This is a genomic window from Collinsella sp. AM33-4BH (assembly GCF_003469205.1).
Classification (GTDB): Bacteria; Actinomycetota; Coriobacteriia; order Coriobacteriales; family Coriobacteriaceae; genus Collinsella.
On record NZ_QSIN01000006.1, the window covers coordinates 81,834 to 103,363 of the forward strand.

The following is a 21,530-nucleotide window of genomic DNA, read 5'->3' on the forward strand; positions in this document are numbered from 1 at the left end:
TCGCTGATTGTAGTCTTGACCTGCGCTAGAATAGGACTATCTGATTATCCGGGCGCATGGAGGCTTGCGCCCGTATGCTGAGGAGGACTTTATGGCAACTGTTGCCGCACCTATCGACGCTACGTCGACCGCCGCTTGGAAGGCGCTCGAGGCTCATCAGGAGAAGCTCGAGGCCGAGGGTATCGACCTCAAGGCCTGGTTCGCCGCTGACGCCGACCGCGTGAACAAGCTGAGCTTTGACGCCGGCGACCTTCACTTCGATCTGTCCAAGAACCTGGTGACCGATGAGACCGTCAAGCTGCTGTGCGATCTTGCCCGCGAGGTGAAGCTCGAGGAGCGCCGCGACGCCATGTTCTCCGGCGAGCACATCAACACCACCGAGGACCGCGCCGTCCTGCACACCGCGCTGCGCCGTCCGGCAAGCGAGAAAGGCCAGCTTATCGTCGACGGCCAGGATGTCGTCGCCGACGTGCACGAGGTCCTCGATCGCATGTATGCCTTCGCCGAGTGCGTGCGCTCCGGTGAGTGGAAGGGCGTTACCGGCAAGAAGATTGAGCACCTGGTGTCCATCGGCATCGGCGGCTCCGATCTGGGCCCGGTCATGGCTTACGAGGCCCTGCGTCCCTATGCCGACGCCGGTATCGACTGCCGCTATATCTCCAACATCGACCCCAACGACCAGGCCGAGAAGCTCAAGGGTTTGGATCCCGAGACCACGCTCGTGATCATCGTCTCTAAGACCTTCACCACGCTCGAGACCCTCACCAACGCCCGCGAGGTCAAGACCTGGATGCTCGAGCAGCTCAAGGCTCAGGGCGCCATCGATGGCTCCGATGAGCAGAACGCCGAGGCTGTGGCAAAGCACTTCGTCGCCGTTTCCACCGCACTCGAGAAGGTCGAGGCTTTCGGTATCGACCCGGCTAACGCCTTTGGTTTCTGGAACTGGGTCGGCGGCCGCTACTCCGTCGACTCCGCCGTGGGCCTGTCGCTGATCGTCGTGCTCGGCCCCGAGCGTTTCCAGCAGTTCCTTGAGGGCTTCCACGCCATCGACGAGTACTTCTGCAACACGCCGCTCGAGAACAATGCCGTCGCGCTGATGGGTTTGTTCAACGTCTGGTACGTCAACTTCTTCGGTTCCAAGAGCCACGCCGTGCTTCCGTACTGCCAGTATCTGCACCGTTTCCCGGCCTACCTGCAGCAGCTCACCATGGAGTCCAACGGCAAGCATGTCCGCTGGGACGGCAGCGCTGTGACCTCCGATACCGGCGAGATCTTCTGGGGCGAGCCCGGCACCAACGGTCAGCACGCCTTCTACCAGCTGCTGCACCAGGGCACCGTGGTGGTCCCGGCCGATTTCATCGCCTTTGCCAATACCGCCAACCCTGCGACCGACAGCGGTCAGGACGTGCACGAGCTGTTCCTGGGCAACTTCCTGGCCCAGACCAAGGCGCTCGCCTTTGGTAAGACGGCCGATGAGGTGCGTGCCGAGGGCACGCCCGAGCAGATCGTCCCGGCCCGCTGCTTTGAGGGCAACCGTCCGACGACCTCGATTTTTGGCGACACGCTGACCCCGTTCGCGCTTGGTGAGCTCATCGCCCTGTACGAGCACATCACGTTTGTCGAGGGCACGGTCTGGGGCATCGACTCCTACGACCAGTGGGGCGTCGAGCTTGGCAAGCAGCTTGCCAAGCAGATCACCCCGGCCTTCCACGACGACGCCGCCAAGGCCGAACAGGACGCTTCGACCCAGGCGCTCATCGAGTTCTACCGAGCTCACCGCAAGTAGGATTCGCTGCGAAAACTAACGCATAGCCGACAAGGGCCCGTATCCGTTGGGATGCGGGCCCTTTGCTATTTGGATAGGATGGAATGTATCGGGAGGCGCCTCGACGGGCATCGCAATCGTCGAAGGCGCGCCGTTCATGTTTGGGACAATATGACATTTTTCCCGTTGCAAACAACGCCGCCGTGGGTGTTCTGTATGATGGCTCAGACAAGGTTGTTCAATGTCAGGGAGGCATATATGGCAATCAAAGCCATCGCAATGGATATCGACGGTACGCTCACCAACGACCAAAAGGTCATCAGCCCGCGTACGCGCGAGAAACTGCTCGCGGCGCAGGAGTCGGGCATTAAGCTTATCTTGGCTTCGGGTCGTCCCGCATGGGGGCTGCATGCCTTGGCGCAGGAGCTCGACCTTCAGAACCATGATGGTCTGCTAGTTGCCTTTAATGGCGCGCACGTCGTCGATGCTCAGACCGACGAGGTGCTGTTCGATCAGGCTATGCCTGCCGACGAATTGCATCGCCTGATTGATCACCTGCGTAATTTTGACGTGATCCCCATCATCTCGCTCGGTCGCGATTTGCACGTCGAGGACTCGTACCATTGCATGATCACGCTGCCTGACGGCTCGCAGAAAAACATCGTCAAATACGAGCGCGATGCGTGCGACCTTAAGATTCGCGAGGTCGAGAGCCTGCATGAGGTCGTGGACACTTATCCCGTGGACAAGCTGCTGACGGCGGGCGATCCGGCCTACCTGCAGGCGCATTACGAGGAGATGTATGCGCCCTTTAAGCAGACGCTTTCGGGCATGTTTACGGCCGACTGGTACTTTGAGTACACGGCGCCCGGTATCGATAAGGCCCGTGCGCTCGAGGGTGCCCTGCCCAAGCTCGGCATCGATGCCAGCGAGGTCGTATCGTTTGGCGACGGCCAGAACGACAAGTCTATGATCGAGTGGGCTGGTACCGGCGTCGCCATGGGTAACGCTGTCGATGAAGTCAAGGCCGTGGCCCAGATGGTGACCGCCAACAACAACGAAGACGGTATCGCGGTAGCACTTGACCAGCTGCTGGGTTAGAATCGCCGATAGTGCATGGTTCGGGCGTCCGCTTGCGGGCGCCCTTTTGTTAGGGAGGGTGCCGTGTCCGCATTTCCGTTCGACGCCGTTATCTTTGACATGGACGGCGTCATTGTCGATACCGAGTATTACTACCTGGGGGAGACTGCCGCGTTTGCCAAGGAGCTTGGGTTGAATCTGACCCAAGAGGAGTTGAACGGGCAGGTTGGTACCTCACATCAGTTCTTCCTGCATATGCTAGTCGATTGGTTTGAGCGCGCCGGTAAAGGGCACTTCACTGGCGAGGAGGCATTGGCCCGTTGGGACGAGTGGGCGCATAAGCGTCCGCGTGACTACCAGGCTTTGATTAACCCGGGCGCTGTGGATACGATTCGAGAGTTGCCGCGCCGCGGCGTTCGCGTGGCGCTGGCGAGCTCGTCTCCCATGGACAGCATCGAGGAAGTACTCGATGCATGTGGTCTGTCGGATGCCTTTGAGTACGTGGTGAGCGGCGAGCAGTTTAAGGAGAGCAAGCCCGAGCCCGACATCTACCTGCATGCGCTGGACCTGTTGGGGCTGCCTGCGGTCCGTTGCTGCTGCGTTGAGGATTCGGTGCCTGGCATCACTGCCGGCAAGCGAGCGGGTCTGACGGTAATCGCCAAGCGCGAGGAGCGGTTTGGCTTTAGCCAGGATGCTGCGGACAAGATCATCGACCAGCTGCCGGAACTGCTTGAGCTTTCTTAGGAGCGCGGTAGTTGCGCGTTTTTCGGGTCTGATGAGTAAATAGCCGACATTTTGGTGCGACACCTAGCATACTTTAAGCTAATGCGGGCTTAAGGACTTGTTGAATGCCCCTAAGTCCGTTTTAGGCTTAATTGTGCTTGGAGAGGGTATATGCCACCGACTGAAGGGCTAACTGACGGTAAAGCAGCGATACCGCTGTACCAACAGGTTATCGATATCATCAAAAACGAAATCAACTCCGGTGCCTACAAGGCAGGTGCGCGGATACCCAACGAATTCGAATTGGCTGAGAGCTATAAAGTTGGCCGCGTTACCGTGCGACGCGCTATTGAGGAGCTCGTCCAACAGGGCTATCTAACGAAGCGACAGGGGAAAGGCACGTTTGTCAATGCCCCCAAGCTCAAGCGCAAGATTCGCCAGAAGGATGACGTCCAGAGTTTTTCGGACGCATGCCGCGTTAACGGAATGGAACCGGGGGCGCGTGTCATTTCGAGAAAGATGCTGCCGGCGGATTCCACCGAAGCACAGTTCTTTGGTGTTCCCGTTGGAACTGACTTGATCTGCGTTGAGCGCGTGCGTACTGCCGATGGCGTCCCTGTCATGCTCGAGAACAACATATATGTTTACGAGGACAACGCCTATCTATCAACGGCACCTCTATCTAACCAATCCATTTTTGAGTTCGTGCGCAACCTGACGGGCCGCACGCCCGCGTTTACCGACCCATGCACGCTTGAGATCGCGTGTGCGTCGCCCGAGGTCGCTCGGTTGTTGGCAGTTCCCGTTGGCGAACCCTTGTTTTATATGGAAGCCTTCTTTTTCGATGAGCAGCGGCGGCCGTTTATCATCGGTCGTCAGCGGATCGTTGGGTCTCGCTACGTTTTTGACATCTAGGACATTGCGTATGAAAGCGCCCGGTGGATCATCTCACCGGGCGTTTCCATACCGTTCACGGCGCAAACGCAACCGTTCAACCGCGTTGCGGCAATCAGTTTGAAATTATCTTGATGGCGAGAAAAGCTGCTGGTAACCTATAGAACGTCATAGAACGTTTGCCTTGTGCAAACGTTGAAGCGAGATGCGATGCAGTCTCGAGTTCTTTGGAGGTATCTATGTCAGATACGAAGGCGAAGAAGACAAACAGACGTTTTAAGTTCAAATTACCGCATGTCTATACGATCATGTTCTTGCTGATCGTTGTCTTTGCGGTCTTGACTTGGATCGTTCCCTCTGGTCAGTATCAGCGCAAGACGATTTCGACAGCGGCGGGCGAGCGTGAAGTCGCCGTTGCTGGAACCTATGAACAGGTCGATAAGAACTACACCGATTCCGAGACCGGCGAGACCATCAATCTGGGGCAGGATATCTTCGCGGTCCTGCAAGCGCCCACTAAGGGCATCCAGGAGGCTGCCGACGTCGTTGCGTTCGTCTTATTGATTGGCGGGTCGTTCGCAATCATCACCAAGACCAACGCTTTGAATGCCGGCATGAGCCGCGTGATTAAAAAGCTCAAGAACAAGGACATCCTCATCATTCCCATCACGATGACGTTGCTGTCCATTTGCGGCACCACGTTTGGTATGTCTGAGGAAGCCCTGCCGTTCTATGCCATCTTCATTCCCATCATGATGGGTATCGGTTATGACTCGATGACGGCATTCATCATCTGCTTCCTTGGTCCTAACCTGGGATATTGCGCTTCGACCATCGATCCGTTTAATGTTTTGATCGCCCAGGGCATCATTGGCATCGAGGGCAATCCGCAACTGTGGCTGCGCGCCGTTTCTTGGGTCATCTTCACTGCCGTCGGTATCGCATGGGCCATGCGCTACGCCATGCGCGTCAAGAAAAACCCCGAGTCGTCCATTACGTACGAGGACGATAAGCTCAAGCGTATCGAGTTTTCCGTGACCGATGCCTCCATCGAGGAAGAGTTCACTACCCGTCAGAAGCTCGTGCTTATCGATTTTGCTTGCGGTATGGGCATTATCGTCTGGGGTCTTGTTACCCAGGGTTGGTACATGAATGAGATTTCCGCCGTGTTCCTTGGCATGGGCTTGCTTGCCGGTATCCTGGGCGGTCTTGACCAGCAGACGATTGCTGAGGAGTTCGTTAAAGGTCTCGCCGACTTTGCGTACGCCGCCATCGTTATCGGTATCGCTCGCGGTATTCTGGTCATCGCCGAGGGCGGCATGATCATCGACACCATCCTCCAGGCGCTCGCTACTGCGCTCGCCGGTGCGCCCGCCGCCGTCTACACCACGTTTATGTATATCGTCCTTGGCCTGCTCTCTTTGCTGGTTCCCTCGAGTTCTGGCCTGGCGGCACTCACCATGCCCGTTATGGGCCCCCTGACCGAGCTCATGGGCCTCAATCCCGAGGCGGCCGTTACCGCGCTCCAGTTTGCCAACCAGACCATCAACACCATCAGTCCCGTGGCGGGCATGACGGTTGCCGGCCTTGGCGTGGCTAAGATTTCGTTTGGCCAATGGTGGAAGACCATTTGGAAGTTCTTCATCTTCATGGTCGTCTTTGGCCTGATCGTAACGGCAATTTCTGGCATGCTTCCGGCGTAGGTGGTTGTGATGTCTGATCGTTTGACGGTCCTGACGTCTAAGAGCGTCTTTACCGGTACGGGGGACCTGCCGTTTGAAGGTTTCGTAGCGGTCCGTGGCAATCGAATTGAGGCTGTTGGCACCAAGTGTGAGCTAGCTTCGTATTTGACCCAGGCGGACGAGGTAGTTGACCTGGGCGACCGCACCGTCATGCCTGGCCTGATCGATGTGCATACCTTCTATACAGGCTGGGCGCTGCGGACGTTGGGGCCTGATCTGTCCGGCATCGCTGATGCCAAAGAGGCCGTGTCGCTCTTGCGTGCATGGAAAGAAGATCATCCGGATTGCGCGGCGGCTTTTGGCCACAACCTACCCGAAACGTTGGCATCGGATGCCGAGAACGCAAATACGGCGGCTGTGTTTGACGATTGTTTTGGCGATATCCCTGTCGTCTGCTTTACACCGGGTGCGGAGACCTGCGTTCTCAATGCTGCCGCCAGTGCGCGATACGGCTTCACACCCCAGGCGTGCTATGCCGAGAAGATCTGGCGCATGATGAGCGATTTCCTCGCGCTGCCCGAGGTACGTGCGGGGTATTCGGACTACATGAGCATGCTTAACGAGCGCGGCGTTACCGCCATCAAGGAGATGGCGTTTGATGACTACTACGGTTTTGCCGACGAAATGGCTCGCCGTGAAGAATCTGGTGAGCTGACGGTTCGCGTCTCTATGATGTCGCAGCCGGTGGGTGCCGGTGCAAATCTGTCGTATGCTCGCGAGGCACGAGAGCGCTTTCGGGGACCGTTCGTTCGTTTTTCTGGCTTCAACCGTATGACCGATCGCGGCGTATGGGCGGGGCTTGCCGAGATGATTGACCCCTATGAGGACACGGCCGATGCGGGAGCTGCCGGCAAGACGGTTGTCGAGGAGCCCGAGTGGGATCTGATTGAGAACGAGCTGCGCGCAATTGATGCTGACGGCTTCCGATATTCCTTGCATTGCCAGGGCGATGGCGCCGTTCGTCGCACCGTGGCGCTCTATGCCTCGCTGCCTCGAGACGAGCATGGACGGTTGCTTCGCCGCCATGCGATTACCGATCTCGAGAACTCTGATCCGACCGATCTTGTCGAGTTTGGCAAGTTAGGTGGAATTTGCGAGGTCTATCCGCAGATTTTGACGCTGGACCGGCGCGAGGATTGCCTGTCGATGATGCGTCGACAAATTGGCGAGACGCGACTTTTGCACAGCTGGAATCGCCGCGGCATGGAAGATTCCGGATGCACGGTGTGCTGTGGTACGGATTTGCCACTGCTGATTCCGAGCCTGGGCGAGTCAATCTACAGCGCGTGCGGTGGATACTTCGACGATGGGCTGCCCGTGAATGAGGCCAACGCGCTGACGCTTGTCGAGCTCTTGCGTGCTTGGACTGCCGGGGGCGCGTACGATCTGATGCGCGAAGACGAACTGGGTACGCTTGAGGTCGGCAAGCTTGCCGATATCTGCGTGCTCGATCGGGATGTGTTCGACCTCGATTATCGCGACGCACGCGATCTTTCGGTTGATATGACGATGTCGGACGGACAAATCGTGTTCGATCGAAATAAGGAGGCATAAGATGTCTGAATCCAAACCGACGCTGCGCCGCGAACAGATTGCGGGCATGAATATCCACTACATCATGTGGTCGCTCGATTACTTCCTTGATGTGCAGCAGCGTTTGGGCTTTGAGTCCATTGAGCTGTGGTGTGCGGAGCCGCATGTGACGCTCGACCACACGGGCTACTTTGAGGCTGAGGTCCTGGCGAAAAAGGCTGCAGACCGTGGGCTTAGGTATCGTACTCTGTGCCCCGAGAATGTTGTCTATCCTTGGCAGTACTGCGCACGCAAACCGCTGCATGAACAGCGCAGCCTGGCGTACTTTAAGCACGGCATTGAGCTTGCCGAGGTACTTGGGTGCGACCGTATGTCCGTCAACTCGGGCTGGGGCGACTGGGACGAGGACCGCGAGGAAGCCTGGAAGCGCAGCCGCGAGCACTTGTCCATTCTGGCGGAGTATGCCGGTGAGCACGGTCTGGTGCTTACGATGGAAAGCCTGCGTCCCGAGGAGAGCAACCTTGTAACGACGGTTTCCGATGCGAAGCGCATGATTGACGAGGTCGCGAGCCCGTACTTACAGCCCATGGTTGATACAACCGCGATGGGCGTTGCGGGCGAGACGCTCGAGGACTGGTTTGCCGCCTTTGGTGATGGGGCAATTCACGAGATGCACTTTATCGACGGTGACCCGTATGGCCATCTGGTGTGGGGCGATGGCAAGCACGATATGGACGCCTTCGTCGCTACGCTTAATGCCCATGGTTTCGATGGCATGCTGGGTCAGGAAATCACGGACGGGCGTTACTACGATGACCCGGCGGCGGCAGATGCCAAGAACATGGCCGCATTCGAGAAATATCTGATTGACTAAACCAACTATCGGCCACGCAGCCAACGTCATTGATTGCGGACCAAACAAGAAAGGAACTGGATATGAACGCACGCGATCTGATCAAAGAGGCAATTGCCGAGAAGGGCAAGTTCGACAGCGTCTACTGGATTGCTTGCGGTGGCTCCATGATCGATTTGATCCCGGCTCATGAGCTTCTGCAGCGCGAGGCAACCACCTTCACTTCGTATATCTATACGGCTCGCGAGTTTGATATCATGCGCCCGCGCCGCTTGGGTGAGAAATCCCTGGTCATTGCTTGCAGCCACAGTGGCAACACCCCCGAGGTCGTCGAGGGCTGTGAGATTGCCCTTGCTGCCGGCGCTACGGTGATCGCCCAGACCGACAACGCTGGATCCAAGATTGACTCCGGCAAGTGGACCACGTGGGTCTACCCGTGGGGCGAGGGCGTGCCGCAGGCCGAGGTCCCCGCTGGCATTTCGCTGTCGCTTGCGGCCGAGCTGCTCGATCAGCAGGAGGGCTACGCCGATCTTGCCGATATGTATGCCGGTATCGCCGAGATGGATAAGATTCTTCCCCCGGCACGTGAGAAGGTAAATGCCGAGCTAGGCGATCGTTTTGCCAAGCTTTGCCAGGAGCACGAGTTCTTCTACATTCTGGGCAGCGGTCCCAACTTTAGCCAGACCTACGGTTTCGCTATCTGCTCTCTTATGGAGATGCAGTGGCAGCACTGCAGCTACATCCACTCTGCCGAGTACTTCCACGGCCCCTTCGAGGCTACTCAGGATGGCGTTTTTTACTTCCTGCAGATGGGCTCCAGCGAGTGCCGTGCCATGGACGAGCGCGCCCTTGCGTTCCTTAAGACGCATACCGATACGCTGATGGTGCTCGATGCCAAGGAGTACGGTATGGAAGCCGTGCCGGCGAGCGTCCGTGCCTATCTGGACCCGGTGCTGTTCTACGCCATGAACTGCGAGCTGCGTGCTGCACGCGGCAAGGTGTTTGATCACGATCCCGATTTCCGTCGCTATATGGGTGTTGTCGAGTACTAGAAGGGGCAAAGGCCATGGCATTTAACGTTAACGCGCTCGGATTTGGCGACAACGTCGTCGATCGCTACGAGCATATCCACACCATGTATCCCGGCGGCAATGCGGTGAACTTCGCCGTTTATGCCAAGAAATGCGGTGCCGCACGCTCTGCATACATGGGCATTTTTGGCAATGACGCCGCTGCCGAGCATGTCATTACAAGCCTCGAGGATGAGGGTATCGAGCTTGACAAGTGCGAGCAGATGATTGGCGAGAACGGAGCGGCTCGCGTGACCGTCGTTGACGGTGACCGTGTCTTCCTCGGCTCCAACGAGGGCGGTATCCGTGGCGATGCGCGCTATGTTCTCGATCGCTTTGACCTTTCGTACATGAAGCAGTTCGATGTGGTTCATTCGGGCAACTATTGCTTCACCGAGCGCGAGCTGCCCAAGTTGAAGGCTGCGGGCGTCACGGTCTCTTTTGACTTTTCGGACGACTCCACCGACGAGTACTACGAGCAGATTGCGCCCTATGTCGATTTTGCTTTCTTTAGTGCGGCGGATGCCGCGAGTGAGGACGAGATTCGCGAGCGTCTGGCATGGGTGAAGGATCTGGGTCCGCGTTTTGTGTCGGCTACGGCGGGCGCCGAGGGCTGCATCGCTTACGACGGCGAGCGTTATTACCGCCAGCTGGCTAAACCGGTAACGGACATGAAGGACACCATGGGGGCGGGCGACTCGTTCCTCACCTCGTTTTTGATGTGCTATCTCGATTCCGCCAAGCGTGGTGAGGGTGGCGCCGAGGCCATCGAGCGCGCGCTCGACTTTGCTGCCGGGTTTGCCTCGACCGTGTGCGGCATGGAAGGTTCTTGGGGCCACGGAGCACCAATCGTCGAATAGCTTAAGAAAGCGTACGGCGGTCTGGCTATGAGGCCTTGGACAGCCGATGCAAAACAATAAGCGAAACGCGAAAAGGGGGCTCGCCATGTGGTGGGTCCCCTTTTGAACATTGGAGAAGACCATGGGTATTAAAGCGTGTGCGGCTGGTTTTTGCTGTGCGGACGTCTATCAAAACATCGGCGTGTTCTATCCGACTGGTAATGGCATTGACTGGGGTATCCATCTTGCACGAATGGGCGTTTCGGTATCCGCCGTGTCGGTTGTCGGCAAGGACGAGTACGGAGACAAGATGAGAGAGGCGCTGGCCGCCGAGGGGTTTGATATCTCTCATCTGCGGGTGGAGGATGGCGACACCTCGGTGATGCTCATGGCATTGAAAGACGGCGTCGATCGCGTGCATCTCGAGGCAATCGATGGCGTAATGGAGACATATCGTCCGAATGAAGATGACCGGGCGTTTATCCTAGAGCATGACATCATTCATACCGACCTGTTTGGCAATTGTTTGGACCTCCTGCCCGAGTGGCATGATGCGGGCAAGACGGTGGTTATGGACTTCTCGGTGTTCAGCCAGGATCCCGAATATGCCTGCGAGAATCATTTTCCCTACGTTGACTACGCATTTATGTCGTTTGAAGATGACACTCCGGAGCTGCGGGACTGGGTACGTCACGCGCAGGAATTGGGGCCGCGCGTTGCGGTTGCCACGCTTGGCGAGAAGGGAAGCATTGCCTATGACGGTGAGCGCTTCTATGAGTGCGGGATCGTGCCGGCGGAGAAGGTCGTTAATACCGTGGGTGCCGGCGACTCGTATATCGCCGGGTTTACCAAGGGCATGATCGATGGCCTTGATATTCCGGCGTGTATGAAGGCGGGCGCTGAGCTGTCGTCCCGAGTGATCGGTTCGTTTGAGCCGTACTAGGGTCAAATGCCTGGAAAGGAGTACGAAATGGTTATCGACATGTTGGTCCATCCTATGCTCTACGGCGAGATCTGTACGCCGGGTGATGAGCCTGATGGATTCGGTTTTTGGTCACGAGAATTTGGTATGGGGCATATGGGCCCCATGGATTGGGATGAGCTTCAAGTCGAGATGGACGTCTGCGATGTGCAGAAGAGCGTGCTCATGCCGCTCGATGTAACCACGGCATGCGGAGGGCACTTTGGCACCAATGACCAGATTGCCATGCTGGTTGCCGCACATCCCGATCGTCTGTGGGGATTTGCGAGCGTAGACCCGCAGGTGAGCGGTGCCGCAGACGAATTGGAGCGCGCCTTTACCGAGTTGGGGGCAAAGGGGCTTTGCCTGCATCCTGCAAAGCAGGGTTTTGCCCCCGATGATGCTGTGGCCGAGCCGCTTTACGAACTGTGCGAGCGCTATAACAAGCCGGTGGTTTTCCATGCCGGTATGTCTTGGGAGCCGGGCGCAGAGCTCTCGCGCAGTAACCCGCTTGCATTTGAGCACACAATCGCAACGCATCCAAATGTGCGTTTTAGTTTGACCCATTTTGGCTGGCCCTGGGTGCGCGAGACCGTGGCGATGCTGCTCAAGTATCCCAACTGCTACGCGGGCACCTCTATCACTTACATCGATTCGCCCGAGGAGATGATGCAGCGTCTTTTCACGGTCGATATGGGGCCGCTGTGGTATGAGCGCGCGCTATCGCACCAAGTGATGTTCGCCAGCAATACGCCGCGCTTCCGTGCATTCAAACTCAAGCGGGCGCTCGATACCGTGCCCATGCGCGATGATGCGCGAGAAAGGCTCTACTGGGGTAATGCCCTGCGTTTTCTTGAAGGGGATGAGTGAACATGGTGACGCTCGAGACATTGAGCTATCTATCGACTGCTCCGGACCAGTTCATCGATATTACCGAGGACGTGCACGCTGCCATCGAACGCAGCTCGGTGACCAATGGCTTGGCGGCGATTATTTTGTCGCATACGACCTGCGGAATCGTGGTAAACGAGGGGCTGCCCTGCGTGGAGACGGATCTTATGGAGACGCTTGATCGCATCGCCCCACTCGATGCCCCCTATGCGCATGCACACTTCCTGCCGAGCTATGGAGCCACCGGTAACAACTCCTGTGGGCATATCAAGAGCATGATTTGTGGAAACAGTTGCTTCTTTCCCGTCCAAGATGGCCACATCGTGTGCGGAAGTGCCCAGAACATCTATCTTGCGGAGTTTGACGGTCCGCAGAAGCGAAAAGTGTACGTCGAGGTGCTGGGGGAGTAACGTCCCTGCAATAACCCTATGAAGGAGCACGTTATGTCGTTTCTAACTTCGATGTTCAAGAACGAAAAGCCGGTTATCGGAATGCTGCACCTGCGTCCTCTGCCGGGCGATCCGCTGTATTACCCGGGCGGAAGCGTATCGCAGGTCGTGGAAGCCGCCAAGCGCGATCTCGAGGCGTTGCAGCAGGGCGGTGTCGATGGCATTTTGATTACCAATGAGCTCTCGATGCCCTATGAGCAGCATGTTTCTCCCTCAACCCTTGCATCGATGGGCTATGTAATCGGGGCTCTGTCCCATGATCTGTCGACTCCTTGGGGAGCTGAGGCAATTTACGATGGTGATGCCACAATCGAGCTGTGCGCTGCCGTCGACGCGCAGTTCACGCGCTGCAATTTTTGCGGTGCCTGGGCCGGTGATCTCGGGCTGATTAACCGAGATTTCGCTCACACCATGCGTCGCAAGGCGGCGCTGCGCTTGGACGACCTCAAGCTTTTTCACTTCATCACGAGCGAGGGCGAGGTTTATCTCAACGACCGCACGACCGCGGACATTGCCGATTCACTTCTCTTTAATTGCCTACCGGATGCGATAGTCATCGGCGGTTCGGCTGCCGGTCGTGGCGCTTCGGGCGAGCTTGCCGACGAGGTCCGCGAGCGTGTTGGCGAAGTGCCCGTGGTATGTGGCACCGGTTGTCGCGAAAATACCGTGGCTGACGTATTTGCTCACTACGATGGCGCGTTTGTCGGCACGTGCTTAAAGCGCGACGGAAAGCTGGATGCCCCGGTTGATGTTGAGCGGGTGGTTCGTTTTATGGCTGCCGCTCGTACGGCGCGAGGGGAGTAGGCACCTATGGCGCTCTATCTGGGTATTGATATTGGGACAAGCGCCTCTAAAGGCGTTTTAATCGATGATCGATGCAACATCGTTTGCCAAGCCTCTTGTGGACATGAGACGGACAACCCGTGTGATGGATGGTACCAGCATGATGCTGAGGCAGTTTGGTGGGGCGATTTTTGCCGCTTGTCGCGCGAGCTGGTGATGCGATCGGGGGTTAACGCGGCGCAGATCGGATGCGTGGGCCTTTCCGCATTGGGTTGCGACTGTGTGCCGGTCGATACCGAGTGCAACGCGCTGGCGCCCGCGATTTTGTATGGAGTCGATGCACGTTCGAAGCCGCAGATTGACGAGCTCCTTTCCGAATATGGGTCAGGTCGCGCACGCGAACTTTTCGGGCACGATCCCTGCTCATCAGATATTGCTCCCAAGATCTTATGGTTTAAGGAGAATATGCCCGAGGTGCACGAACGTGCCGCGAAGTTCCTGACGGCATCATCGTTTCTATGCGCAAAGTTGACGGGGCGTTTTACGGTGGACCGTTACTTGGCGGAGGATTTTCTTCCCCTATACGACCGCTACACTTGGAGGGTTGATGCTCGGGAATGTGCTCGTTTCTGCCGGCCTGACCAGATGACGGAGGTAATGTCGGCTACCGATATTGCCGGGGTGATTACGCAGCGCGCGGCTGAGGCGACAGGGCTCGCGGCAGGGACACCTGTCTTAGTGGGAACGGGCGACTCTGGTGCCGAGGCCATTTCGACGGGTGTATTTCGTCCCGGCGATATGATGGTTCAGTTGGGGAGCACGGCGTATTTCATCTACCTAGCTGATCATATGGTCGATGATGCCCGCCTGTGGCCAGGGACGTTTATCATTCCCGGAACTTACGGGATCTGTGCGGGGACCAATACGGCGGGTGCACTCACATCGTGGCTGCGCCAAGAGCTGTATCGCGACGCCGTGGAGGCCGAGGGCCACGGTGGCCCCGATGCATATTCGGTCATGGCGCATGATGCCGCCGATGTGGCGCCGGGTGCCGATGGGCTCCTGTGCCTGCCGTACTTTGCGGGGGAGCGTACTCCGCTCAACGATCCCGAGGCACGTGGCGTCTTCTTTGGCCTGACCGGAAGGCATACGCGAGCCCATATGGTTCGCGCCGCCTTGGAAGGCGTCGCGTATACCGTTGCATCCCATGTCGACATTATCGAGCGAGAGCATGGACTGCCAATTGGGCGCATTATGCTTGTCGGAGGTGGAACCAAGAATCCAGTTTGGATGCAGGCTATCGCCGACGTATGCGGGCGCGAGGTCTCGGTTGCCAAGGTTACGGTGGGCGCATGCTTCGGTGATGCCATCATGGCAGCTCTCGCAGGTGGCGCCTATGCATCATGGGATGAACTCGCCCAAGTCCTTGGCGTTGCACAAACAATCGTGCCCGATATGGCTGCCCACGAGCTATATGCGTCGCGTCGTCATATCTTTGACGAATTGTATGCACGCAACCGTGATCTCATGCACGAATTGGTGTAATGCTGCCGAATTGTACTGCCTTCCAAAATAGGGACTGCGTTGTGCGATTCGCATGTCCCTTGGCATTTTTGCCCACAGTGGTTAGCGAAGGTCAAAAACAGAGTGCGCATTTGCTAAAACTACCGACTCGATGCGCTTTGCGTCACAGTTTTTGAGTGAGGCAATGCGCATCGAGGTCCTTGCGAGCGATTTGATGAGCGACTGCGCGCTTGTTTCTGTGTTTGGCTCGGCCGGCGCATCGGTCTCGAGCAGTAGACGGTCGAGTGGAATCTGTCGTGCGTATTCGCGTCCTCGTTTGGACGCGAGCATGCGTTCGTTGACGGAAAAATAACAGCCCGCATTACGCGCGCGGGCGAGTTCGTCCGAAGTACCGCTAAACCAGTGGAAGATGATAACGGGGGAGTCGGAGTTTGGGATGAGTGGTCCATGCGATTCGAGGACGTTCAGTACGGTTCCTGCCGAACGAACAGCGTGAATTGATATCACGCGCCCGGCAAGAGGGTGCTGCGCGAGTGCATCGCAGAGCCGGTCAAATGCCTGTGCTTGTAGCGGCTCGCTTCCGGCAAAACGAGCGGAAAAGTCGAGCCCGACCTCGCCGATATAGCGCTCTTGGGCAGCAACTTCGCAAAGCAGATTGATTTCAGCGTTGCCACATCGTCCGTCGGCGAGCCACCAGGGATGGAGGCCGATGCCGGCAAAGATATTTGAACGGCCGCAGGCGCGCTTCTTGGCGCGTGCAAAGTCGTGCGGATCGACGCCGCAGTCAAATAGAATCAGGCCCAGCGCCGTTGCCTCATCGGCAACGGCGTCCGGGTGAGCCATTAGATCAAGATGGCAGTGTGCATCAAATAACCGGGGCTCCATCTCGGCGCGCTCCGCTAGTCTAGGCGCTGGCCATCGGCGCGCACGCGCTCGGTGCCGCGGCCACTGATCTGACGGATAACCTCGCCGGCGATCATCTGGCCCATGATGGGCGGCATAAAACTGGCAGTTCCCAGCTCGGTGCGCTCGTGGATGTTGAAAGGATCGCGGGGCTGTGTCTTAACCGATTCCTCGCAGCTAAACAGTACGTGTAGGCTCTTGATTCCGCGCTTCTTACATTCTTTGCGCATAATGCGGCTCATGGGGTCACGTACCGTATCGAAGATGTCGGCAAAGCGGAGGCACTCGGGATGGAGTTTGTTGGCCCCGCCCATGGAGCTAACCAAACGGATGTCATGGTCCTGAGCATATTTGGCAATGGTGAGCTTGGCCGAGATGGTGTCGATGGCGTCGACGACGTAGTCTAGCTTGCCACCCGTCTGCTCAGAAACGCTCGCGAAGAACTCGTCGATGTTGTCGCTCAGCAGGTATTCGGTGCGCTTGATAACGCTGGCGGCGGGATTGATGTCGTGGATCATGGCTTCCATCACGTCAACCTTGCGCTTGCCGACGGTGCTGTGAAAGGCGATGGCCTGTCGATTGATGTTGCTGGGCGCGACGATATCCTTGTCCAGAATCACAAAATGACCGATGCCGCCGCGGACAAGTGCCTCGCAGCAGTTAGAGCCCACGCCTCCGCAGCCGAGCACCAGCACCGTGGCGTTGGCGAGTCTATCGAGTGCCTCACGGCCCATGATGATCTCGAGTTTGGTGTCGCGTGTCTCGACGGGAGCTGCGGCTGCGGTTTCGGTCATAGATGTCCTCCGATGGGGAAGCGGATCGTGTTTGGGCTATCGCCATTATAGGGATTATCACGATTCCATTTGAGCCCTAGGGGCTTGTTGAAATGAGATCGGGATTCGCATAAGATGAAGCAGATGGCACCCGTTGCCGCGGGTTAGCCAACTCCGAAACACGTTTATGGCGTGAGAAGTGGCCGTCTTCGCATTACGCGGGGGCGGCTATTTTTTTGAGTACAAGATTAGACAGTTAGACAAACATCTAAATATCGAGTATAGTGTGCGCGTCATGAGAGATGATGAGAGGAGGTCTTATGCCGGGAGAGGGTTTTAAGGCGCTTGCCGATCCAACGCGACGGCGCATTTTGGAGTTGCTGCGCGAGGGCAATTGTACGGCCGGGGAGCTTGCCGAGCATTTTGACATCAGCAAGCCGTCATTGAGCCATCATTTGGCGACGCTCAAAAACGCCGGGCTGGTGACCGACGAGCGCCATGGCCAAAACATCGTTTACAGCTTAAACACCACCGTCATGCAGGACTTGATTGGCTGGTTTATGGGCTTTACAGACACTGAAGGTGATGAGGATGAATAACGAAAACAAGGGCATACACGCCACGGGGGTATCGCCGCGTGTATGGGCCATGCTTGTTGTGGTCTGCGCTATTAATGTCGCGGCGCACCTTATGGTGATGCCGAGCTTGCCTGCACAGATTCCTACGCACTGGGGAGCGAACGGCGCCGTCGACGGTTGGGGCCCTAGCTGGATGGCCTCCGCGCTCGGCGTGCTGCCTCTGGCACTTCTTGCAATGTTCTACGTGGTGCCACGCATTGACCCCAAAGGTGAGGCATATCGAACCTCGGGCAAGTTCTATCAGGGCTTCGTAATCGCCTTCACCTTGTTAATGTGTGCCATAAGCTGGTTGGGTGAGCTTACGGTCTGGGGCGTGGTGCCGGCGGTCGGTTCGGTCAACGTGCTGATTTCCGGTGCTATCGGTTTGCTGTTCATCGGCGTAGGCAACTACTTGCCGCGTGTGAAGCAGAACTATACGCTCGGTATCAAGACGCCTTGGGCGCTTGCCGATCCCGAGAACTGGCGCCGTACGCAGCGTTTTGGCGGCGCCTGCTTTATGGTGCTGGGTGTTGGTTTGATTGTGATGGGCGTGGCGGGTAGCGTGCTTTCGAGTGAAGTCGTCGCCGCGGTGATTGCGGTTCTGGCGTTTGGTTCAGCTGGAGCTGCCTACGTCTATTCGTATCTGCTGTGGCGCAAATCGCAGCGAGCCGCTCGTTAAGGTTGCGGAAAACTAGCGTACGCAGTTCATAGTGTGTTAAGGGGGACTTTTCCCAGGTAGTATTAGGGGGTGTGGGCAACCATGCCCCTTTTTCGTTAAGTTTCAGAGCTGGTTTCCTCATTTCGTTTCCACTAAAGCGAATCAAGAATAGGGAAACAGCAGGTAGAAAGGATAAAACAGGCAAATGGCAGAGTTTATCTACCAGATGTATCAGGCTCGCAAGGCCCATGGCGACAAGGTAATCCTTGACGACGTGACCCTGAGCTTCTACCCCGGTGCCAAGATCGGTGTCGTGGGCCCCAACGGCATGGGCAAGTCGACCCTGCTCAAGATTATGGCCGGCATTGAGGAGGTCTCCAACGGCGATGCCAGGCTCACCCCCGGCTACACCGTGGGTATCCTGCAGCAGGAGCCGCCGCTCGACGACGACAAGACCGTCATCGAGAACGTGCGCATGGCGTTTGGCGACATGATCGCCAAGGTCGATCGCTTCAACAAGATCGGCGAGGAGATGTGCGACCCGGACTGCGACATGGACGCCCTCATGGCCGAGATGGGCAAGCTTCAGGACGAGATCGATGCCGCCGATGGCTGGGATATCGATTCCAAGCTCGGCCAGGCCATGGACGCCCTGCAGCTGCCCGATTCCGACATGCCGGTCAACGTGCTTTCCGGCGGCGAGCGCCGTCGCGTGGCCCTGTGCAAGCTGCTGCTCGAGGCTCCCGACCTGCTGCTGCTTGACGAGCCCACAAACCACCTAGACGCTGAGTCGATCCTGTGGCTCGAGCACTTCCTTCACAACTACCAGGGCGCGGTGCTTGCCGTCACGCACGATCGCTACTTCCTGGATAACGTTGCCGAGTGGATCTGCGAGGTCGACCGCGGTCACCTTTATCCCTACAAGGGCAACTACTCCACGTATCTGGAGACCAAGGCCGCCCGTATCGAGGCGCAGGGCAACCGCGACGCCAAGCTCGCCAAGCGCATGGAGGCCGAGCTCGAGTGGGTACGCAGCTCGCCCAAGGCTCGCCAGGCCAAGAACAAGGCTCGTCTGGCTCGCTACGAGGAGATGGAGGCCGAGGCCCGCGCAAGCCAGAAGCTCGACTGGACCGATATCCGCATTCCCGTTGGACCGCGTTTGGGTAACAAGGTGCTCGAGGCCCATCACCTGCACAAGGAATTCGACGGTCGCGTGCTCATCGACGACCTTTCGTTCACCCTGCCGCGCAACGGCATCGTGGGCGTCATCGGCCCCAACGGTGTCGGTAAGACCACGCTGTTCAAGACCATCGTGGGCCTGGAGCCGCTGACTTCGGGCGAGCTCGAGGTGGGCGAGACCGTCAAGATCTCCTATGTCGATCAGAACCGTTCTGGCATCGACCCCGATAAGAACCTGTGGGAGGTCGTCTCGGACGGCCTGGACCACATGATGGTCGGCGAGACCGAGGTTCCGAGCCGTGCTTATGTGGCGAGCTTTGGCTTTAAGGGCCAGGACCAGCAGAAGCGCGCTGGCGTACTCTCCGGTGGCGAGCGCAACCGTCTGAACCTGGCGCTCACGCTCAAGCAGGGCGGCAACCTGCTGCTCCTCGACGAGCCCACGAACGATCTCGACGTCGAGACGCTGTCCTCACTCGAGGCGGCGCTGCTCGAGTTCCCGGGCTGCTCGGTGGTTATTAGCCACGACCGTATGTTCCTGGACCGCGTCGCCACGCACATTCTGGCGTGGGAGGGCACCGACGAGAATCCGGGCAACTGGTATTGGTTCGAGGGCAACTTCGAGGCCTATCAGGCCAACCGCATCGAGCGCCTGGGCGAGGACGCAGCCCAGCCGCATCGTATTCACCGCAAGCTGACGCGTGACTAGGTTTGTTACGCGGTTTTACCAAACCGCGTAACGAGATGATGCTGCGCGAGCCGCAAGCACCCCATCTTGTCGTTCAAACCGTCGCTCGCGTACCAAAGTACGCGTCGCTCCTCTTTCACGGCAACCTGGGGCACTTGCGGCTCGCTCGCTGTTGGTTACGATGCATCGACAAATGAGCAATTTAAACGAATGAGCAAAAACGGCTCAAATCCTGATTTGGATTTGAGCCGTTTGTCGTTACTGCTCGGGTTCTTCGACTTTATCGATGGTCCAGGCGGCTCCGAGACCGCCGGCGGTGTTGCGGCGGATGCGCACGGCAACCTCGCGGCGCTCGCCGGCCTGCGTGTAGTGCAGGGGGAAGCTTGCGCGGTTTCGCGCGGCCTCGATGGTACCGCGCTCGCGGGCGATCCAGTAGTACTCGCCGACGATGCCGAGCGTGTCGGCGCCGTAGGGGAGATAGGTCGACAGCTGGTGCAAAAGCGGGTCGGGGCAGAAGACCTCGGTTGTGAAATCGACGGGGAAGTCCTCGGGGATGGCGGGCGCTGCGGGTGCGGGGGCCGGTGCTGCAGCGGGGACCGGAGCCGGTGCGGGAATCTGGTCATAGACAGGTTCGGATGCGGACTCGATGACGGGTGCAGACTCAGGCACCGGTTCCGGCTTAACTGCGGAATCTGTCGGTTCCACGGAGACGGATGTGTCTTCAGTCTCGGTTTTGGCATCGGCTTGCGGGGCGTCCTCTGCCTCGACAGGCAGCTTTGCTTCGACCGGCGTGGATGCCATGGTGGTGATGCCGGCGTTGGCGTTCTCGGGGTCATAGACAACCGTGAGCGAGATGGCGGGCTGCGGCGTCTCGGGCTCCGGCGCCGACTCGGTAGCGCCTTGATCGGCGGGCTCGTCGGACTGATCGTCCTCGGCCTCGTTGCCAAAGACATCGCTGTTTTGGAACGCAGACGTCTCGGGTTGGTTAGCGGCTTCTTCGGTTGTCGACTTGGGGGCCTCGTTGAGCTCCACAGCGGCTTCCTGCTCTGACATGACTTCGGGATCGGTCATGGCGGCGATTTCGGTTTCGGCTTCTGCTGCTACCTCAATAGCGACTTCGATCTCTGTCTCGGGCTCGGGCTCCGGAGCGACTTCGGCCACGGGCTCGGGACGCTTAACGTGCTTGGGGCGTACAGCCTTGAGGTCTTTCTCGCCGCGCTTTTTCTTTTTGTAGGACTGCTTGGTACCCTTGGCAGCCTTGGGCTTGTCCTCGCCTTTGGCAAGGGCGGTATCCCAGGCCTCGTTGGCGATGACGGTGGCATACAGGCGACCGCCCTTAAAGACGGTCAGCTTAATGCAGTCGTCGAGCTCCTCGAGCAGCTCGCGCGTGGACTCAAAGCCTAGGTCATAAGCGGCCATATCGCCGGTGGCGAGCGCCTCCTCGACCTGCGTCATAAACGTTTGCTTGCCGCATCCGATTGCATCGCGCAGCAGACGATACAGATAGATGTGGTTGCCCAGCGATAGCGTGGGCTTAACTATTGTCTTGCTCATGGCAAATCTCCTCTTTACACACCAAAGCATCTTACCATCGCACGGGGCGTGCTA

The 21,530-nt window shown here is 58.0% G+C and carries 20 protein-coding genes; 17 read left to right on the top strand and 3 right to left on the bottom strand.

Going from position 1 to position 21,530, the window contains the following annotated elements; genetic code table 11:
• The first annotated feature begins 91 nt into the window (after positions 1 to 91).
• The 14 genes from pgi (at position 92) to DW821_RS05990 (ending at position 15,128) form a co-directional block, all read left to right on the top strand.
• Positions 92 to 1,786, top strand: coding sequence for a glucose-6-phosphate isomerase (gene pgi, locus DW821_RS05925; RefSeq protein ID WP_118066051.1), 1,695 nt, complete (start codon positions 92 to 94; stop codon positions 1,784 to 1,786).
• A 237-nt stretch (positions 1,787 to 2,023) separates the two neighbouring features.
• Positions 2,024 to 2,866 carry a Cof-type HAD-IIB family hydrolase gene (locus DW821_RS05930; protein WP_187361818.1) on the top strand — a complete coding sequence of 281 codons (843 nt, stop codon included), beginning with the start codon at positions 2,024 to 2,026 and terminating at the stop codon, positions 2,864 to 2,866.
• 63 nt (positions 2,867 to 2,929) lie between these two features.
• Positions 2,930 to 3,589 carry an HAD family phosphatase gene (locus DW821_RS05935; protein ID WP_316242585.1) on the top strand — a complete coding sequence of 220 codons (660 nt, stop codon included), beginning with the start codon at positions 2,930 to 2,932 and terminating at the stop codon, positions 3,587 to 3,589.
• Between the two features lie 150 nt (positions 3,590 to 3,739).
• The gene (locus tag DW821_RS05940; protein ID WP_117716558.1) at positions 3,740 to 4,483 is read left to right on the top strand and encodes a GntR family transcriptional regulator; all 744 of its coding nucleotides are present in this window, start codon (positions 3,740 to 3,742) and stop codon (positions 4,481 to 4,483) included.
• A gap of 218 nt (positions 4,484 to 4,701) precedes the next feature.
• Positions 4,702 to 6,165, top strand: coding sequence for a YfcC family protein (locus tag DW821_RS05945; protein WP_117716559.1), 1,464 nt, complete (start codon positions 4,702 to 4,704; stop codon positions 6,163 to 6,165).
• A gap of 9 nt (positions 6,166 to 6,174) precedes the next feature.
• Positions 6,175 to 7,758: an amidohydrolase gene (locus tag DW821_RS05950; protein ID WP_117716560.1), complete on the top strand. Its 1,584-nt coding sequence runs from the start codon at positions 6,175 to 6,177 to the stop codon at positions 7,756 to 7,758.
• A gap of 1 nt (position 7,759) precedes the next feature.
• The gene (locus DW821_RS05955) at positions 7,760 to 8,611 is read left to right on the top strand and encodes a sugar phosphate isomerase/epimerase (RefSeq protein WP_117629752.1); all 852 of its coding nucleotides are present in this window, start codon (positions 7,760 to 7,762) and stop codon (positions 8,609 to 8,611) included.
• Between the two features lie 62 nt (positions 8,612 to 8,673).
• Positions 8,674 to 9,642: an SIS domain-containing protein gene (locus tag DW821_RS05960; RefSeq protein ID WP_118066053.1), complete on the top strand. Its 969-nt coding sequence runs from the start codon at positions 8,674 to 8,676 to the stop codon at positions 9,640 to 9,642.
• Positions 9,643 to 9,656: 14 nt separating this feature from the next.
• The gene (locus DW821_RS05965; RefSeq protein ID WP_117716562.1) at positions 9,657 to 10,520 is read left to right on the top strand and encodes a PfkB family carbohydrate kinase; all 864 of its coding nucleotides are present in this window, start codon (positions 9,657 to 9,659) and stop codon (positions 10,518 to 10,520) included.
• 121 nt (positions 10,521 to 10,641) lie between these two features.
• Positions 10,642 to 11,442, top strand: coding sequence for a fructoselysine 6-kinase (gene frlD / locus DW821_RS05970; protein WP_118066089.1), 801 nt, complete (start codon positions 10,642 to 10,644; stop codon positions 11,440 to 11,442).
• Between the two features lie 27 nt (positions 11,443 to 11,469).
• Positions 11,470 to 12,330 carry an amidohydrolase family protein gene (locus DW821_RS05975; RefSeq protein WP_233553015.1) on the top strand — a complete coding sequence of 287 codons (861 nt, stop codon included), beginning with the start codon at positions 11,470 to 11,472 and terminating at the stop codon, positions 12,328 to 12,330.
• 2 nt (positions 12,331 to 12,332) lie between these two features.
• Positions 12,333 to 12,761, top strand: coding sequence for a secondary thiamine-phosphate synthase enzyme YjbQ (locus DW821_RS05980; RefSeq protein ID WP_006234356.1), 429 nt, complete (start codon positions 12,333 to 12,335; stop codon positions 12,759 to 12,761).
• A gap of 33 nt (positions 12,762 to 12,794) precedes the next feature.
• Positions 12,795 to 13,604: a BtpA/SgcQ family protein gene (locus tag DW821_RS05985; RefSeq protein WP_233504093.1), complete on the top strand. Its 810-nt coding sequence runs from the start codon at positions 12,795 to 12,797 to the stop codon at positions 13,602 to 13,604.
• Positions 13,605 to 13,610: 6 nt separating this feature from the next.
• The gene (locus tag DW821_RS05990; protein WP_117716565.1) at positions 13,611 to 15,128 is read left to right on the top strand and encodes an FGGY-family carbohydrate kinase; all 1,518 of its coding nucleotides are present in this window, start codon (positions 13,611 to 13,613) and stop codon (positions 15,126 to 15,128) included.
• An 81-nt stretch (positions 15,129 to 15,209) separates the two neighbouring features.
• On the opposite strand, the gene DW821_RS05995 is transcribed toward DW821_RS05990, so the two are convergent.
• The gene (locus DW821_RS05995) at positions 15,210 to 15,992 is read right to left on the bottom strand and encodes a TatD family hydrolase (RefSeq protein ID WP_117716566.1); all 783 of its coding nucleotides are present in this window, start codon (positions 15,990 to 15,992) and stop codon (positions 15,210 to 15,212) included.
• A 14-nt stretch (positions 15,993 to 16,006) separates the two neighbouring features.
• A complete protein-coding gene (locus DW821_RS06000) occupies positions 16,007 to 16,804 on the bottom strand; it encodes a ThiF family adenylyltransferase (RefSeq protein WP_118066057.1) in 798 nt (265 codons plus the stop codon).
• A gap of 299 nt (positions 16,805 to 17,103) precedes the next feature.
• On the opposite strand from DW821_RS06000, the gene DW821_RS06005 reads away from it, so the two are divergent.
• The 3 genes from DW821_RS06005 to ettA all read left to right on the top strand — a co-directional run bounded on the left by DW821_RS06005 (position 17,104) and on the right by ettA (position 19,943).
• Positions 17,104 to 17,382: an autorepressor SdpR family transcription factor gene (locus DW821_RS06005; protein WP_117776433.1), complete on the top strand. Its 279-nt coding sequence runs from the start codon at positions 17,104 to 17,106 to the stop codon at positions 17,380 to 17,382.
• Complete coding sequence (locus DW821_RS06010) at positions 17,375 to 18,079, top strand: SdpI family protein (protein WP_117716569.1); 705 nt, start codon at positions 17,375 to 17,377, stop codon at positions 18,077 to 18,079. Before DW821_RS06005 ends, DW821_RS06010 begins: the two co-directional genes overlap by 8 nt.
• 184 nt (positions 18,080 to 18,263) lie before the next feature.
• Positions 18,264 to 19,943: an energy-dependent translational throttle protein EttA gene (gene ettA / locus DW821_RS06015; protein ID WP_055251458.1), complete on the top strand. Its 1,680-nt coding sequence runs from the start codon at positions 18,264 to 18,266 to the stop codon at positions 19,941 to 19,943.
• A 237-nt stretch (positions 19,944 to 20,180) separates the two neighbouring features.
• On the opposite strand, the gene DW821_RS06020 is transcribed toward ettA, so the two are convergent.
• Positions 20,181 to 21,476, bottom strand: a complete 1,296-nt coding sequence (locus DW821_RS06020) for a hypothetical protein (protein ID WP_118066059.1) — start codon at positions 21,474 to 21,476, stop codon at positions 20,181 to 20,183.
• Positions 21,477 to 21,530: the final 54 nt, after the last annotated feature.